A 16,821-nucleotide genomic window follows, 5' to 3' on the forward strand; every position below is an offset into this window, starting at 1 on the left:
TACGGCGGTCAGGCTTTCGCATTTGACCAAATCGACAAAGCGCCAGAAGAAAAAGCTCGTGGTATCACGATCAACACTTCTCACGTTGAATACGACACACCAACTCGCCACTACGCACACGTAGACTGCCCGGGCCACGCTGACTATGTTAAAAACATGATCACTGGTGCTGCCCAGATGGACGGCGCAATCCTGGTAGTAGCTGCGACTGACGGCCCAATGCCACAGACTCGTGAGCACATCCTGTTATCTCGTCAGGTAGGCGTTCCTTACATCATCGTGTTCATGAACAAATGTGACATGGTTGACGACGAAGAGCTGTTAGAGCTGGTAGAGATGGAAGTTCGTGAGCTTCTGTCAGACTATGATTTCCCAGGTGATGACCTGCCGGTTATCCGTGGTTCAGCGCTGAAAGGTCTGGAAGGCGACGCAGTTTGGGAACAGAAGATCCTGGAACTGGGTAACGCCCTGGACACTTACATTCCAGAGCCAGTCCGTGCAATCGATAAGCCATTCATCATGCCAATCGAAGACGTATTCTCAATTGCTGGTCGCGGAACAGTAGTAACTGGTCGTGTAGAGCAAGGTATCATCAAAGTTGGTGAAGCAGTAGAAATCGTTGGTCTGAAAGACACAGTACAAACCACTTGTACCGGTGTTGAAATGTTCCGCAAACTGTTAGACGAAGGTCGTGCAGGCGAGAACATCGGCGCGCTGTTACGTGGTACTAAGCGTGAAGACGTAGAACGTGGTCAGGTACTGGCGAAGCCAGGTTCAATCAAGCCACACACTAAGTTTGAAGGCGAAGTATACGTTCTGTCGAAAGACGAAGGTGGCCGTCACACGCCATTCTTCAAAGGCTACCGTCCACAGTTCTACTTCCGTACAACTGACGTAACTGGCGCAGTAGAGCTGCCAGAAGGCGTAGAGATGGTAATGCCAGGCGACAACCTGAAGTTTGTGGTTGAGTTAATCAACCCAATCGCGATGGACGAAGGTCTGCGTTTTGCAATCCGTGAAGGCGGCCGTACAGTAGGTGCGGGCGTAGTAGCGAAGATCCTGGCGTAATAGTCTGGATGTAGAAAAGGGCTCCGAAGGAGCCCTTTTTGTTTTATGCCATTTGATAGTAGCCATTAATCTGTGATTGCTTTACAGAACTAATAGGTCAGAACGGTAAAAAGATCGGACTGGAACACACAGTGATGCTTGTTTTAGTGTGCTGGCACAGTATAATGAGCGGCTATTTTTTGTTACCAGGTATATGGGTAGCAAATACTTCAGGGGCATAGTTCCAATTGGTAGAACAGCGGTCTCCAAAACCGATGGTTGGGGGTTCGAATCCCTCTGCCCCTGCCAATTTTCTTAGTTGATTGTAGTAGCTGATACTGCAGTACAGCTGTAGTAGCTTGTTTCAACAAGCGTGGATAGTGAGTTTGAGCATGAACGCAGCAACAGAAGCACCGAAGAGCGGATTAGATCTGGTTAAATGGATAGCGGTATTCGCAATTCTGACTTTATTAGTGGTCGCTAACTACATTTTTGAATTTTCAACATTGGAACGCGCTATTGGTTTGCTGGTGATGATCCCACTGGCTGGCTTTGTCGCATCACAAACCCAAAAAGGCCATGAGTTCGTCACTTTTGCAAAAGAAGCCAAATTAGAAGTTCGCAAAGTTGTGTGGCCAACCCGTGCTGAGACAAATCAGACTACGATCATCGTCGGTATTGTTACGGTTGTTATGGCATTCATCCTGTGGGGATTGGATGCGCTTTTACTGAAAATTGTGTCGTTTTTAACAGGATTGGGGATCTAAACCATGTCAGGAAAAATGCGTTGGTATGTGGTGCAGGCCTTTGCCGGCTTTGAGCAGCGCGTCGCTACGTCGTTACGCGAGCATATCAAGATCCATAGCATGGAAGAAAAGTTTGGCGAAGTTTTAGTCCCAACTGAAGAAGTGGTTGAGATGCGTGCCGGCCAGAAACGTAAATCGGAACGCAAATTCTTCCCTGGCTATGTATTAGTTCAGATGGAAATGTGTGAAGAAGCCTGGCACTTAGTGAAAAGCGTACCGCGTGTACTTGGCTTTATCGGTGGTACTTCTGACCGTCCGGCACCAATCAGCGAAAAAGAAGCAAATACCATTCTGAATCGCCTGCAAGACAATGCAGATAAACCGAAACCGAAGACACTGTTTGAAGCCGGTGAAGTGGTTCGGGTGTCAGAAGGTCCATTTGCTGACTTCAACGGTGTGGTTGAAGAAGTCGACTATGAAAAGAGTCGCGTCAAAGTTTCAGTACTTATTTTTGGTCGTTCAACACCAGTCGAACTGGAGTTTGGTCAGGTCGAAAAAGCTTAACGGTGAAATAACCGTTGTAACGGGCCGCTGGTTAAAATATAATCGCGGCCTTTTTTAACATCAGGGGAGCCGTTTGAGTAAGTGTCCTCGCACTTACGAGGCTGAGACCCTACAAAGAGGTGAAACATGGCTAAGAAAGTCACGGCACTTGTAAAATTACAAGTTAAAGCTGGTATGGCAAACCCGTCGCCACCAGTTGGTCCAGCACTGGGTCAACACGGTGTGAACATCATGGAATTCTGTAAAGGCTTCAACGCCCGTACAGAATCACTGGAAAAGGGCATGCCAATTCCAGTAGTGATCACTGTATACAGCGACCGCTCATTTACATTCGAAACCCGTACCCCACCAGCATCATTCCTGCTGTTAAAAGCAGCTGGTCTGAAAGGTGGTTCAGGTCGCCCTAACACTCAGAAAGTCGGTAAAGTTACCCGCGCTCAGCTGGAAGAGATCGTTAAGATCAAACGTGCTGACCTGACGGCAGCAGACGACGAAGCAGCAGTTCGTACCATCGCTGGTACAGCTCGCTCAATGGGCTTAGTGGTGGAGGGCTAATCGATGGCTAAATTATCTAAACGCGCTAAGTTAATCCGTTCAAAAGTAGATTCTACTCGTGAATACGCGATCAATGACGCCGTAGCGTTATTAAAAGAATTAACAGCTGGCAAATTCGTTGAAAGTATCGATGTTGCTATCAACCTCGGTATCGATGCCCGTAAATCTGACCAAAACGTGCGTGGTGCAACTGTACTGCCACACGGTACTGGTCGTACTGTTCGCGTTGCAGTGTTCACCCAGGGTGCTAACGCTGAGGCCGCTAAAGCTGCCGGTGCTGACATCGTTGGTATGGAAGACTTAGCTGAACAGGTGAAGAAAGGCGAAATGAATTTCGACGTTGTCATCGCGTCTCCAGATGCAATGCGCGTAGTGGGTATGCTGGGTCAGATCCTTGGTCCACGTGGCCTGATGCCAAACCCGAAAACCGGTACTGTAACTCCTAACGTTGCTGATGCAGTGAAAAACGCTAAAGCAGGTCAGGTTCGTTACCGTAACGACAAGAATGGTATCATCCATTCAACTATCGGTAAGGTAGATTTCGATACAGACAAACTGAAAGAGAACTTAGAGTCTCTGTTAGTTGCTCTGAAACGTGCTAAGCCATCAGTTGCAAAAGGTACTTACATCAAGAAAGTAACTATCTCTTCAACTCACGGTGCTGGTATCGTTCTGGATCAGGCTTCTCTGGACGCCAAGATCTAATAAAGCCGTTTAATTAAGCAGCTTTACAGGAGCGCGAGGTTATTTTATAATCTCGCGCTCAAATTTTCGGGTAGAAGCCGGCTTTTGCATGCAAAAGTATCGGCTTCCGTCCAAGACCGTAGGTGCTGTGACCTTCTTTCCCGAAGATAACAGCTTAAAAATCACAACCTACGCAGACGGTGTTAGCCCCAGAAAGATTCCTATCAATCTGGCTCTCACCGTAAATCGCGCGCCTTGTACCATGTTGTATCAAGGCGATGTGTAGGCAACCGGACAATTCCGTCCGGATGAACCAGGAGTTAAGAGCCAATGGCTATTAAGCTTGAAGACAAAAAAGCAATTGTTGCTGAAGTCCAGGAAGCTGCCAAAGGTGCTTTATCTGCGGTAGTCGCAGACGCTCGTGGTGTCACTGTAGGCAAAATCACTGCGCTGCGTAAGCAAGCGCGTGAAGCTGGTGTATGGATGAAAGTTGTCCGTAACACACTGGTTCGCCGTGCAGTTTCAGGCACCGAATTCGAGTGTTTAGGCGATGCGTTCGTCGGCCCAACACTGATTGCGTTCTCTAAAGAGCACCCAGGTGCTGCAGCGCGTATCTTCAAAGATTTCGCGAAAGAGAACCAAAAGTTTGAGCTGAAAGGCGCAGCCTTTAACGGCGCCACAGTCAGTATCGATGTATTAGCAAGTCTGCCAACGCGCGACGAAGCTATTGCACGCCTGATGAGCACTATGAAAGAAGCAGCAGCCGGCAAACTTGTACGTACAATTGCCGCGGTTCGCGACCAAAAACAGGATCAAGCCGCGTAATTTTACGTGTTGTTTGGTAAGTAAAGTTTAATACGGGATTATCTCCCGATAGTTTAGGAATCTGAGCAATGTCAGTTACTAAAGAGCAAATTTTAGACGCTATCGCAGCAATGTCTGTAATGGAAGTTGTTGAACTGGTTAGCGCAATGGAAGAAAAATTCGGCGTTTCAGCTGCTGCTGCTGTTGCAGTTGCTGCTGGTCCTGCTGCAGTTGTTGAAGAACAAACTGAATTCAACGTGATCCTGGCTGCTGCTGGTGCGAACAAAGTTGCTGTTATCAAAGCAGTACGTGGCGCAACTGGTCTGGGCCTGAAAGAAGCGAAAGATCTGGTTGAAGCTGCTCCAGCTGCAATCAAAGAAGCCGTTTCTAAAGCTGAAGCTGACGCTCTGAAGAAAGAGTTAGAAGAAGCTGGTGCTACTGTTGAAGTTAAATAATCCAGCTCATACTGGATTAGACGCCTGATTTCAGGCTAGGCTGGTGGTGATTTAACCACCGGCCTTTTTGCGCTGTGGGACATTGATTTTCCCCGCCCCTTATGACGCCATAGTGGATGTCATAACCACCGCCCCGCAAGGGTAGGTAGGGTAAAAAATCAGCAAGCTGAGGAACCCCATGACTTACTCTTATTCTGAAAAGAAACGTATCCGTAAGGACTTCGGTAAACGTCCACAAGTGTTGGATGTACCATATCTGTTGTCGATTCAAATTGAATCGTTCAGCAAGTTTATTGAGCCAGATCCAGAAGGCGAATACGGCTTAGAAGCTGCATTCCGTTCTGTTTTCCCAATCAAAAGCTACTCTGGCAGCGCAGAACTGCAGTATGTCAGCTATCGGATTGGTGAGCCGGTGTTTGATGTTAAAGAGTGTCAAATCCGCGGTGTAACCTACTCAGCACCATTACGCGTCAAATTGCGCATGGTCCTGTTTGATAAAGAAGCACCAGGCACTATCAAAGATATCCGTGAGCAGGAAGTCTACATGGGTGAAATCCCATTGATGACTGAAAATGGTACTTTTGTCATCAACGGTACTGAACGCGTTATCGTTTCTCAGCTGCACCGTAGCCCAGGCGTGTTCTTTGACCACGACCGCGGCAAGACTCACTCTTCAGGTAAAGTGTTGTATAACGCTCGCGTGATCCCATACCGTGGATCATGGCTTGATTTTGAGTTTGACGCCAAAGATGCTCTGTTTGTCCGTATCGACCGTCGCCGCAAACTGCCAGCGACTATCCTGTTACGCGCACTGGATCTGAGCACTGAAGACATCCTCACTACCTTCTTCGACAGCACCAAGTTTGAGATCAAAGACGGCAAGCTGATGATGGAAGTAGTTGCCAACCGCTTACGTGGTGAAACTGCTGCATTTGATATTAAAGACAACAATGGCGAAGTCATTGTAGAAGCTGGTCGCCGTATTACGGCTAAACATGTTCGCCAGCTGGAAAAAACCGGCATGACCCTGATGGAAGTACCACACGAGTACGTCGTCGGCCGCGTCCTTTCAAAAAATTATGCTGACCGTTCGACCGGAGAGATTATTGCCGAAGCGAACGCCGAGCTCACACTGGAGCTGTTAGCGAAACTTGCCAAAGCTGGATATGAAAGCTTTGAGACTCTGTTTATCAACGATTTGGACCAAGGTGCATACATTTCTGACACCTTACGTATCGATCCGAGTAATAACCGGATGGAAGCGCTGGTCGAAATCTACCGCATGATGCGCCCTGGTGAACCACCAACGCGCGAAGCTGCGGAAACGTTATTCGAAAACCTGTTCTTCTCTGAAGACCGTTATGACCTGTCCACGGTAGGCCGCATGAAATTCAACCGTCGGGTGAATTTCGAAGAAGGCACTGGTGCAGGCGTACTGAGCAAAGAAGACATTCTGGCAGTCATGAAAGTGCTGATTAACATCCGTAACGGTAATGGTGAAGTCGACGATATCGACCACCTGGGTAACCGTCGGATCCGTTCAGTCGGCGAGATGGCTGAAAACCAGTTCCGTGTTGGTTTAGTCCGTGTTGAGCGTGCAGTTAAAGAGCGTCTGTCATTGGGCGATCTGGATGCTGTGATGCCGCAGGACCTGATCAATGCCAAACCAATTTCTGCCGCAGTAAAAGAGTTTTTCGGTTCCAGCCAGCTGTCACAGTTTATGGACCAGAACAACCCACTGTCAGAAGTCACACACAAACGCCGTATCTCTGCCTTAGGCCCTGGTGGTCTGACGCGTGAGCGTGCTGGCTTCGAAGTCCGTGACGTTCACCCAACGCACTACGGCCGCGTATGTCCAATCGAAACGCCTGAAGGTCCGAACATCGGTCTGATCAACTCGCTGTCTATGTTCGCACAGACTAACGAGTACGGTTTCCTGGAAACCCCATACCGCCGGATTGAAGACGGTATCGTGACCGATGAAGTCGATTTCCTGTCTGCGATTGAAGAAGGTAACTTCGTTATCGCTCAGGCTAACGCTGAGCTGAATGAAGACAACCGTCTGGTAGAAGAGTTGGTTCCTTGCCGTTTCAAAAACGAATTCACGCTGATGCCAGCTGACAAAGTCCAGTACATGGACGTTGCTCCGCAGCAGATCGTGTCCGTTGCTGCAGCACTGATCCCGTTCCTGGAACACGATGACGCCAACCGCGCATTGATGGGTTCGAACATGCAACGTCAAGCCGTTCCTACACTGCGTGCTGACAAGCCGTTAGTCGGTACTGGTGTTGAGCGCGTTGTCGCCAAAGATTCTGGTGTGACTGTAGTTGCGAAACGTGGTGGTACTATCGATTATGTCGATGCCAGCCGTATCGTGATTAAAGTAAACGAAGATGAAATGGTTCCGGGCGAAGCCGGTATCGACATCTATAACCTGACGAAATACACCCGCTCTAACCAGAACACCTGTATCAACCAGCGTCCATGCGTGAACCATGGTGAGCCGATTGAACGCGGTGATGTGCTGGCTGACGGTCCGTCAACAGACTTAGGTGAGTTGGCTTTAGGTCAAAACTTACGCGTCGCATTCATGCCTTGGAACGGTTACAACTTCGAAGACTCGATTTTGTTATCTGAGCGTTTAGTGCAGGAAGATCGCCTGACCACTATTCACATTCAGGAACTGAGCTGTATCGCCCGCGATACCAAGTTAGGACCTGAAGAAATCACTGCTGACATTCCAAACGTCGGTGAGTCTGCGCTGTCGAAGCTCGACGAAGCCGGTATCGTGTATATCGGTGCAGAAGTGAAAGGTGGCGACATTCTGGTAGGTAAAGTCACGCCAAAAGGCGAAAGCCAGCTGACGCCGGAAGAGAAGCTGTTACGCGCAATCTTCGGTGAAAAAGCGTCTGACGTGAAAGATACTTCACTGCGTGTACCTAACTCTGTGACTGGTACAGTTATCGATGTGCAGGTCTTTACCCGTGATGGCGTAGAGAAAGACAAACGTGCGCGCGAAATTGAAGAGATGGAAATCAAACAGGCGAAAAAAGACCTGAATGAAGAATTCCGTATCCTGGAAGAAGGTATCTTCAGCCGTGCCCGTAACCTGTTAGAAAGCACCGGTGTTGATCGCGCCAAGCTGAACAATATGCGCGGTGACGTGCTGTTGTCGCAAAGCCTGGCAGACGAAGATAAGCAAAACGATCTGGAGCAACTGGCAGCGCAATACGAAGAAATCCGTGTTGAGTACGACAAGAAGTTCGAAGCCAAGCGTCGTAAGATCGTCCAAGGCGATGACCTGGCTCCAGGCGTGCTGAAAATCGTTAAAGTGTATTTAGCGGTTAAACGTCGTATCCAGCCTGGTGACAAGATGGCGGGCCGTCACGGTAACAAGGGTGTTATCTCTTCTATCGTGCCAGTTGAAGATATGCCATACGATGAAAAAGGTCAGCCGGTTGATATCGTGCTGAACCCGCTGGGTGTTCCATCGCGGATGAACATCGGTCAGATCCTCGAAACCCACTTAGGCTTAGCAGCCCGGGGTATCGGTGACAAGATCGATGCGATGATCAAAGAGCAGAAAGAAGTTGCGGAGATCCGCGAGTTCCTGGTGAAAGCCTATGCGCTGGGTCAATCCCGTCAGGACGTGGACGTAGCTAACTTCACTGATGATGAAGTGCGTCGTTTAGCGCAAAACCTGCGCAAAGGTTTACCAGTTGCATCACCAGTATTTGATGGCGCCAAAGAAAGCGAAATCAAAGAACTTTTAGCACTGGGTGACCTGCCAACCAGCGGTCAGATCACGCTGTATGATGGTCGTACCGGTAATACTTTCGAACGTAAAGTAACCGTTGGCTACATGTACATGCTGAAACTGAACCACTTGGTTGATGACAAGATGCACGCCCGTTCTACCGGTTCGTACAGTCTGGTTACGCAACAGCCACTGGGCGGTAAAGCTCAGTTCGGTGGTCAGCGCTTCGGTGAGATGGAAGTGTGGGCACTGGAAGCATACGGTGCAGCCTATACCTTGCAGGAAATGTTGACTGTGAAGTCTGATGACGTGAATGGCCGGACCAAGATGTACAAAAACATCGTGGATGGCGACCACCGCATGGAACCAGGCATGCCAGAATCTTTCAACGTATTGATGAAAGAAATCCGTTCGCTCGGTATCAACATCGAATTGGAAGAGGAATAACCCTCGGCCCCCCTGCGCAAGCAGGGGGAATTCGCTGAGTAATGATTTGGGGCCTGCGCGCCCCCTGACTGGTTAACCTCTGACAGGAGAGTAAAGTGAAAGACTTATTAAAGTTTCTGAAACAGCAAACAAAAACTGAAGAGTTCGATGTGATCCGCATTGGCCTGTCTTCACCGGACATGATCCGCTCGTGGTCATTCGGTGAAGTGAAAAAGCCAGAAACCATCAACTACCGGACTTTTAAGCCTGAGCGCGATGGCCTGTTTTGTGCCCGCATCTTTGGCCCGGTGAAAGATTATGAATGTCTGTGCGGTAAGTACAAACGCCTGAAACACCGTGGTGTGATTTGTGAGAAGTGTGGCGTTGAAGTCACACTGACCAAAGTGCGCCGTGAGCGCATGGGTCACATTGAACTGGCAAGTCCGGTTGCCCATATTTGGTTCCTGAAGTCACTGCCGAGCCGTATCGGTTTACTGTTAGATATGACACTGCGTGATATTGAACGTGTGCTGTATTTCGAAAGCTATGTGGTGACTGAGCCAGGTATGACTTCTTTAGAGCGTCGTCAGATGCTGACAGAAGAAGAATACTTAGACGTGCTGGAAGAGCACGGCGACGAGTTCGAAGCCAAAATGGGTGCAGAAGCAATTCTGGATCTGTTAAAAGGCATTGAACTGGCTACAGAAATCAAGCAAATGCGTGAAGAGTTGCCAACCATCAACTCTGAAACCAAACGCAAAAAAATCAGCAAACGCTTAAAACTGATGGAAGCATTCCACACTTCTGGCAACAAACCAGAGTGGATGATCATGACAGTGCTGCCAGTACTGCCGCCGGATTTACGTCCGCTGGTACCACTGGACGGCGGTCGTTTTGCGACTTCAGATCTGAACGATCTGTACCGTCGCGTGATCAACCGGAACAACCGTCTGAAGCGTCTGTTAGATCTGTCTGCACCTGACATCATCGTCCGTAACGAAAAGCGGATGTTGCAGGAAGCGGTGGATGCGCTGTTAGATAACGGTCGTCGTGGCCGTGCTATTACTGGTTCTAACAAGCGTCCGCTGAAATCTTTAGCTGACATGATCAAAGGTAAACAAGGTCGTTTCCGTCAGAACTTATTAGGTAAGCGCGTCGACTATTCAGGTCGTTCTGTTATTACCGTAGGTCCTACACTGCGTCTGCACCAGTGTGGTCTGCCGAAGAAAATGGCACTTGAACTGTTCAAGCCGTTTATCTATGGCAAGTTGGAAGCCCGTGGTTTAGCTACGACTATCAAAGCTGCTAAGAAAATGGTTGAGCGCGAAGAAGGCGCAGTCTGGGACGTACTGGACGAAGTCATCCGCGAACATCCGGTTCTGCTGAACCGCGCACCGACCCTGCACCGTCTGGGTATCCAAGCGTTCGAGCCAGTACTGATTGAAGGTAAAGCGATCCAACTGCACCCATTGGTGTGTGCGGCATACAACGCCGACTTCGACGGTGACCAGATGGCGGTGCACGTACCGCTGACACTGGAAGCTCAGTTAGAAGCCCGCGCGCTGATGATGTCGACCAACAACGTACTGTCTCCTGCGAACGGTGAACCAATCATCGTTCCATCTCAGGACGTTGTTTTGGGTCTGTATTACATGACCCGTGAAGCCATCAATGCCAAAGGTGAAGGCATGATGTTCAAGAGCCCGAAAGAAGCGGAAAAAGCATTCCGTGCTGGTGTTGCCAGCCTGCATGCCCGCGTCAAAGTGCGCTTGACTGAAGTGACTAACCATGAAGATGGCACCAGCACCAGTACGACTTCTGTGCGTGATACAACTGTAGGCCGTGCAATTCTGTACTCAATCCTGCCGCAAGGTCTGGCGTTTGATTCAATCAACCAGGCGATGGGTAAGAAGCAGATTTCACGCTTACTGAACGGTTCATACCGCCGGATTGGCCTGAAAAACACCGTTATCCTGGCTGACCAAATCATGTACACCGGTTTCCACTACGCGATGTTGTCGGGTGTGTCGGTAGGTATTGATGACATGGTCATCCCTGCGGCAAAAGTGGACATCATCGGTGCTGCGGAAGCAGAAGTTGCGGAAATCCAGGACCAGTTTCAACAAGGTCTGGTAACCGCCGGTGAAAAGTACAACAAAGTTATCGACATCTGGTCAACGGCGAACGAAGCGTTGTCAAAAGCCATGATGGATAACCTGTCGAAAGAAAAAGTGATTGACCGCGACGGCAACGAAGTGACGCAACCATCATTTAACTCTGTGTATATGATGGCCGACTCTGGCGCACGGGGCTCACCAGCTCAGATCCGTCAGTTAGCCGGTATGCGTGGTCTGATGGCCAAGCCAGACGGTTCAATCATCGAAACACCAATCACGGCAAACTTCCGTGAAGGCTTAAGTGTTCTGCAGTACTTCATCTCCACACACGGTGCACGTAAAGGTTTGGCCGATACCGCACTGAAGACAGCGAACTCAGGTTACCTGACTCGTCGTCTGGTTGACGTTGCACAAGATTTAGTTGTGACTGAAGCTGACTGTGGTTCAGAAGAAGGCATCATGATGAAACCACTGATTGAAGGTGGTGACGTCGTAGAAGGTCTGCGTGAGCGCGTGTTAGGTCGTGTGGTTATCGGTGATGTTGTGGTTCCGGCAACCGGCGAAGTGCTGGTTGAAGATGGCACAATGCTGGACGAGCAACTTTGTGATCTGATCGAGAAAAACTCGATCGACGAAGTGTATGTGCGTTCAGTTATTACCTGTCAGACTAACTTCGGTGTCTGTGCTAAGTGTTACGGTCGCGATTTGGCCCGTGGTCATATCATCAACGCCGGTGAAGCGGTGGGTGTTATTGCTGCGCAGTCAATCGGTGAACCAGGTACACAGCTGACAATGCGTACATTCCACATCGGTGGTGCGGCGTCACGGGCTTCTGCAGAAAACAGCGTTCAGGTGAAGAACTCTGGTACGTTAAAACTGCACAACGCCAAGTTTGTCCGCAACACTGACGACAAAATCGTTATCACGTCACGTTCTGCAGAAGTGACAGTGTTTGACGACCAGGGTCGTGAGAAAGAACGCTACAAACTGCCATACGGTTCGGTGTTAACTATCGATGACAACAGCAGCGTCACTGCCGGTCAAATCGTGGCGAACTGGGATCCGCATTCACACCCAATCATTGTGGAACGTGGTGCCAAGGTTTCGTTCAGTGATGTTGACGACAGTAACACTGAAGTTCAACAAGACGACCTGACTGGTTTAAGCCGGACTGTAGTAAAAGACCTGTCCAAGGTAAATGCGAAAGAGCCAAAACTCATTCTCGCCATGGACGACGGTGCACTGCAGGAAATCCGTCTGCCAAGCTTCACCACCATCGAAATCACTGATGGTCAGAATGTGAAGCCAGGTACTGTGTTAGCGCGCATTCCGCAGGAAGGTTCGAAAACACGCGACATCACCGGTGGTCTGCCACGCGTTGCTGACTTGTTCGAAGCCCGTAAGCCAAAAGATCCAGCCATTCTGGCCGAGATTTCCGGTGTGATTAGCTTCGGTAAAGAAACCAAAGGCAAACGTCGTCTGATTATCACGCCAGAGCAAGGTGATTCTCATGAAGAGATGATCCCGAAATGGCGTCAGGTCAACGTGTTCGAAGGTGAGCGCATCGAGAAGGGTGAAGTGATTTCGGAAGGCCCAGAGTCTCCGCATGACATCCTGCGTCTGCGTGGTATCCACCATGTCGCCAGCTACATCGTCAATGAAGTACAGGACGTTTACCGTCTGCAAGGCGTTAAGATCAACGATAAGCACATCGAAACGATTATTCGTCAGATGCTGCGTAAGTGTGTGATCCTGCACCCGGGCGACAGTGAATTCCTCGAAGGCGAACAGGTTGAAGTTTCACGTGTGAACATTGCTAACGTCGAACTGGAAGCTGCAGGTAAGATCCCTGCGAAGTACGAGCGCAGCCTGCTGGGTATTACCAAAGCATCGCTGTCAACGGACTCTTTCATTTCTGCCGCATCGTTCCAGGAAACTACTCGGGTTCTGACCGAAGCCGCTGTTGGTGGCAAGACCGACGAACTGCGTGGCCTGAAAGAAAACGTTATCGTGGGTCGTCTGATCCCGGCCGGTACCGGTTTCGCTTACCACCAGAACCGTACCCGTCAACGTGCACGCGTTGCTAACGGTGAAGTGGCCGAACCAGCCATGAGTGCTGAAGTGGCCGAACAGGCACTGACAGATGCACTGAATATGGATTTGTCAGGCAACGACGAATAAGTCAGTCAAATCGCTTAAAAAGCCCGCCGCATCCCAGATGCGGCGGGCTTTTTCTTTCTTGACAGGTCAAAGGTTGACCAGTAGAATTCCGCGGCCCCCGATTTCGGGTGCGGAATTACACGTTTATTGGGTATTTTTACAAACCAGGAGTATTTAATGGCAACAATCAACCAGCTAGTGCGTAAGCCGCGCAGCCAGGTGGTCTCTAAGAGCACCGTTCCGGCTCTCGAGGCTTGCCCACAGAAGCGTGGTGTTTGTACCCGCGTATACACCACTACCCCTAAGAAGCCAAACTCAGCACTGCGTAAAGTATGCCGTGTCCGTTTAACGAACGGTTTTGAAGTTTCTTCTTATATCGGTGGTGAAGGCCACAACTTACAGGAACACAGCGTTGTCCTGATCCGTGGCGGCCGGGTAAAAGACCTTCCAGGTGTGCGTTACCACACCGTACGCGGCACATTAGACTGTGCTGGCGTTAAAGATCGTAAGCAAGGCCGTTCTAAATACGGCGCTAAACGGCCGAAGAACAAATAACTTAACTCCGTTAAGTAAGGCCAAACTAAGCAACTTTTTTCATTAAAAGTTTTGGAATCACCTGAAGCAATCGGAGTTTCGAATGCCAAGAAGACGCGTCATAGGTCAACGTAAAATCCTTCCAGATCCTAAATTCGGAAGTGAACTGCTGGCCAAGTTCGTAAACGTCGTAATGATCGACGGTAAAAAATCAATCGCTGAATCAATCGTATACGGCGCATTGGAAATTGCAGCTACTAAGTCCAAGAAAGCTGAACTGGATATCTTTGAAGTTGCGCTGGATAACATCCGCCCAACAGTAGAAGTTAAATCACGCCGCGTGGGTGGTTCAACTTATCAGGTTCCATGTGAAGTTCGTCAGGTTCGCCGCAACGCCCTCGCAATGCGCTGGTTGACTGAAGCAGCCCGTAAACGTGGTGAGAAATCAATGGCTCAGCGTTTAGCTGGTGAAATGCTGGATGCTATTGAGAACAAAGGTTCTGCTGTTAAGAAGCGTGAAGACGTGCACCGTATGGCTGAAGCGAACAAAGCTTTCGCCCACTTCCGCTGGTAATTTAGACCGTATAAAGAGGACTGGATTGTGGCACGTACAACTCCTATTGAACGCTACCGGAATATCGGTATCTGTGCTCACGTCGACGCGGGTAAAACCACGACGTCTGAGCGCATTCTGTTTTATACAGGACGTTCACACAAAATCGGTGAAGTACATGACGGCGCTGCAACCATGGACTGGATGGAACAGGAGCAGGAGCGTGGTATCACTATCACGTCTGCTGCTACCACTGCATTCTGGTCCGGGATGCAACAGCAGTTTGAACAACATCGAATCAACCTGATTGATACACCAGGTCACGTCGACTTCACTATTGAAGTTGAACGTTCTTTGCGTGTACTTGACGGTGCTGTTGTTGTGCTTTGTGGTTCTTCAGGTGTGCAACCGCAAACTGAAACCGTGTGGCGGCAAGCAAATAAGTACGAAGTCCCTCGGATGATTTTCGTCAATAAGATGGACCGTACTGGTGCAAACTTCCTGCGAGTGGTCAAACAAGCGCGTGACCGCCTGAACTCGACAATCGTTCCTATTCAGTTGCCGATTGGTGCTGAAGAAAATTTCAAAGGCGTGATTGACCTGATCAAGATGAAGACCATCAACTGGAATGAAGCTGATCAGGGCATGACGTTCACTTATGAGGATGTCCCTGCGGATATGCTCGACGAAGCGAACGAGTGGCGCCAAAATATGATTGAAGCTGCTGCTGAATCCAGTGAAGAATTGATGGAACGCTACCTTGAAGGTGGCGAGTTCACAGAGGAAGAGATCCGTGCAGCACTGCGCGATCTCACATTGCGTAATCAGGCCGTATTGGTAATGTGTGGTTCTGCCTTTAAAAACAAAGGCGTTCAGGCCATGCTGGATAACGTGATTTATTTCCTCCCTTCGCCAACTGAAGTGAAGGCCATCAAAGGCATTCTCGAGGATGAGTCTGAAGGTGAGCGTCACTCCAGTGATGATGAGCCATTTTCTGCACTGGCATTCAAAATTGCAACGGATCCATTCGTCGGCACTCTGACTTTCTTCCGCGTTTATTCAGGCGTTGTAGACGCCGGCTCTGCTGTGTACAACTCAGTGAAGCAAAAGAAAGAACGCATCGGTCGTATCGTGCAAATGCACGCAAATAGCCGGGAAGAGATCAAAGAAGTTCGGGCTGGTGATATTGCTGCAGCTATTGGTCTGAAAGATACAACGACTGGTGACACTCTCTGTGATGAGAATCAAATAATTGTTCTCGAGCGGATGGAGTTCCCAGAGCCGGTTATTTCAGTGGCTGTTGAGCCAAAAACGAAAGCTGACCAGGAGAAGATGGGGATTGCGCTGAGTAAATTAGCCGCTGAAGATCCGTCTTTCCGCGTTCATACTGACGAAGAGACTGGGCAAACCATTATCTCGGGTATGGGTGAACTGCACCTGGAAATCATCGTTGATCGGATGAAACGCGAATTTAAGGTTGAAGCAAACGTCGGCAAACCTCAGGTTGCCTACCGTGAAACTGTTCGTGGAGCCACGGAAGTTGAAGGGAAGTTTGTTCGTCAATCTGGCGGTCGCGGTCAGTTCGGTCATTGTTGGCTGAAAATTGAGCCACTGGAAGAAGGCAAGGGTTACGAGTTTGTGAATGCTGTGGTTGGCGGTGTGATTCCAAAAGAATACATTCCGGCAATTGATAAAGGCATTCAGGAACAAATGAAAAACGGTATCCTTGCTGGTTACCCGGTGATCGACGTCAAAGTTACTGTATTCGACGGTTCCTACCACGATGTCGACTCCAATGAAATGGCGTTTAAAATCGCTGCGTCAATGGGCTTCAAAAAGGGCGCATTACAAGCCAAACCAGTACTGCTGGAGCCTGTGATGAAAGTTGAGGTGGTAACACCTGAAGACTTCATGGGTGATATCGTCGGTGATTTAAACCGTCGTCGCGGTATTATCAACGGCATGGATGATGCCCCTGGTGGTATAAAAATCGTTGATGCGCAAGTGCCGCTCTCAGAAATGTTCGGCTATGCGACCAGCATGCGTTCCTTAACGCAGGGTCGTGCTTCTTATTCAATGGAACCATTGAAGTATATGGAAGCGCCGAATAACGTGACTGAGGCGATTATTGCTGCTCGTAGAACAGGCGAATAATTATTTAATTCGGCCCAATGTGAGTTGGGCCTACTTAACAGAAGGTAATTAAAATGGCTAAGGCTAAATTTGAACGTAACAAACCGCACGTAAACGTAGGTACAATCGGCCACGTTGACCACGGTAAAACAACTCTGACAGCAGCTATCACCAACGTACTGGCTAAGCACTACGGCGGTCAGGCTTTCGCATTTGACCAAATCGACAAAGCGCCAGAAGAAAAAGCTCGTGGTATCACGATCAACACTTCTCACGTTGAATACGA

General features: G+C 49.2%; 13 protein-coding genes and 1 tRNA gene. All 14 read left to right on the forward strand.

Annotation, left to right across the window (positions count from 1 at the left end; genetic code table 11):
• Nucleotides 1-1,068: elongation factor Tu (gene tuf, locus Q399_RS0100005; protein WP_031564142.1), on the forward strand; the 1,068-nt coding region annotated here is incomplete at its 5' end.
• A 211-nt stretch (nucleotides 1,069-1,279) separates the two neighbouring features.
• Nucleotides 1,280-1,356 (forward strand) — tRNA-Trp (locus Q399_RS0100010).
• An 83-nt stretch (nucleotides 1,357-1,439) separates the two neighbouring features.
• Nucleotides 1,440-1,814, forward strand: coding sequence for a preprotein translocase subunit SecE (gene secE / locus Q399_RS0100015; protein WP_031564144.1), 375 nt, complete (start codon nucleotides 1,440-1,442; stop codon nucleotides 1,812-1,814).
• A 15-nt stretch (nucleotides 1,815-1,829) separates the two neighbouring features.
• Nucleotides 1,830-2,357 carry a transcription termination/antitermination protein NusG gene (gene nusG / locus Q399_RS0100020; protein ID WP_106388943.1) on the forward strand — a complete coding sequence of 176 codons (528 nt, stop codon included), beginning with the start codon at nucleotides 1,830-1,832 and terminating at the stop codon, nucleotides 2,355-2,357.
• 126 nt (nucleotides 2,358-2,483) lie between these two features.
• Nucleotides 2,484-2,912, forward strand: coding sequence for a 50S ribosomal protein L11 (rplK, locus tag Q399_RS0100025; protein WP_031564148.1), 429 nt, complete (start codon nucleotides 2,484-2,486; stop codon nucleotides 2,910-2,912).
• Between the two features lie 3 nt (nucleotides 2,913-2,915).
• A complete protein-coding gene (gene rplA / locus Q399_RS0100030; protein WP_031564150.1) occupies nucleotides 2,916-3,617 on the forward strand; it encodes a 50S ribosomal protein L1 in 702 nt (233 codons plus the stop codon).
• 309 nt (nucleotides 3,618-3,926) lie between these two features.
• Nucleotides 3,927-4,421 (forward strand): 50S ribosomal protein L10, encoded by a 495-nt coding sequence (gene rplJ, locus Q399_RS0100035; RefSeq protein ID WP_031564152.1) that lies wholly within the window; start codon nucleotides 3,927-3,929, stop codon nucleotides 4,419-4,421.
• Nucleotides 4,422-4,489: 68 nt separating this feature from the next.
• A complete protein-coding gene (rplL, locus tag Q399_RS0100040) occupies nucleotides 4,490-4,855 on the forward strand; it encodes a 50S ribosomal protein L7/L12 (protein ID WP_031564154.1) in 366 nt (121 codons plus the stop codon).
• Nucleotides 4,856-5,033: 178 nt separating this feature from the next.
• Nucleotides 5,034-9,059 carry a DNA-directed RNA polymerase subunit beta gene (rpoB, locus tag Q399_RS0100045; RefSeq protein WP_031564157.1) on the forward strand — a complete coding sequence of 1,342 codons (4,026 nt, stop codon included), beginning with the start codon at nucleotides 5,034-5,036 and terminating at the stop codon, nucleotides 9,057-9,059.
• A gap of 95 nt (nucleotides 9,060-9,154) precedes the next feature.
• Nucleotides 9,155-13,336 (forward strand): DNA-directed RNA polymerase subunit beta', encoded by a 4,182-nt coding sequence (gene rpoC / locus Q399_RS0100050; protein ID WP_031564160.1) that lies wholly within the window; start codon nucleotides 9,155-9,157, stop codon nucleotides 13,334-13,336.
• 156 nt (nucleotides 13,337-13,492) lie between these two features.
• Nucleotides 13,493-13,870, forward strand: coding sequence for a 30S ribosomal protein S12 (rpsL, locus tag Q399_RS0100055; protein ID WP_031564163.1), 378 nt, complete (start codon nucleotides 13,493-13,495; stop codon nucleotides 13,868-13,870).
• A gap of 82 nt (nucleotides 13,871-13,952) precedes the next feature.
• Complete coding sequence (gene rpsG / locus Q399_RS0100060) at nucleotides 13,953-14,423, forward strand: 30S ribosomal protein S7 (RefSeq protein ID WP_031564165.1); 471 nt, start codon at nucleotides 13,953-13,955, stop codon at nucleotides 14,421-14,423.
• 27 nt (nucleotides 14,424-14,450) lie between these two features.
• On the forward strand, nucleotides 14,451-16,556 hold the full coding sequence (gene fusA, locus Q399_RS0100065) for an elongation factor G (RefSeq protein WP_031564167.1): 2,106 nt from the start codon (nucleotides 14,451-14,453) through the stop codon (nucleotides 16,554-16,556).
• Between the two features lie 53 nt (nucleotides 16,557-16,609).
• Nucleotides 16,610-16,821: GTP-binding protein (locus Q399_RS0100070; protein WP_031564169.1), on the forward strand; the 212-nt coding region annotated here is incomplete at its 3' end.

Source organism: Rheinheimera texasensis DSM 17496, assembly GCF_000711985.1.
Lineage (GTDB): Bacteria > Pseudomonadota > Gammaproteobacteria > Enterobacterales > Alteromonadaceae > Pararheinheimera > Pararheinheimera texasensis.

Coding starts and splice junctions, on each gene's coding strand:
- secE (WP_031564144.1), top strand. CDS start 1,440: ATGAACGCAGCAACAGAAGCACCGAAGAGCGGATTAGATCTGGTTAAA.
- nusG (WP_106388943.1), top strand. CDS start 1,830: ATGCGTTGGTATGTGGTGCAGGCCTTTGCCGGCTTTGAGCAGCGCGTC.
- rplK (WP_031564148.1), top strand. CDS start 2,484: ATGGCTAAGAAAGTCACGGCACTTGTAAAATTACAAGTTAAAGCTGGT.
- rplA (WP_031564150.1), top strand. CDS start 2,916: ATGGCTAAATTATCTAAACGCGCTAAGTTAATCCGTTCAAAAGTAGAT.
- rplJ (WP_031564152.1), top strand. CDS start 3,927: ATGGCTATTAAGCTTGAAGACAAAAAAGCAATTGTTGCTGAAGTCCAG.
- rplL (WP_031564154.1), top strand. CDS start 4,490: ATGTCAGTTACTAAAGAGCAAATTTTAGACGCTATCGCAGCAATGTCT.
- rpoB (WP_031564157.1), top strand. CDS start 5,034: ATGACTTACTCTTATTCTGAAAAGAAACGTATCCGTAAGGACTTCGGT.
- rpsL (WP_031564163.1), top strand. CDS start 13,493: ATGGCAACAATCAACCAGCTAGTGCGTAAGCCGCGCAGCCAGGTGGTC.
- rpsG (WP_031564165.1), top strand. CDS start 13,953: ATGCCAAGAAGACGCGTCATAGGTCAACGTAAAATCCTTCCAGATCCT.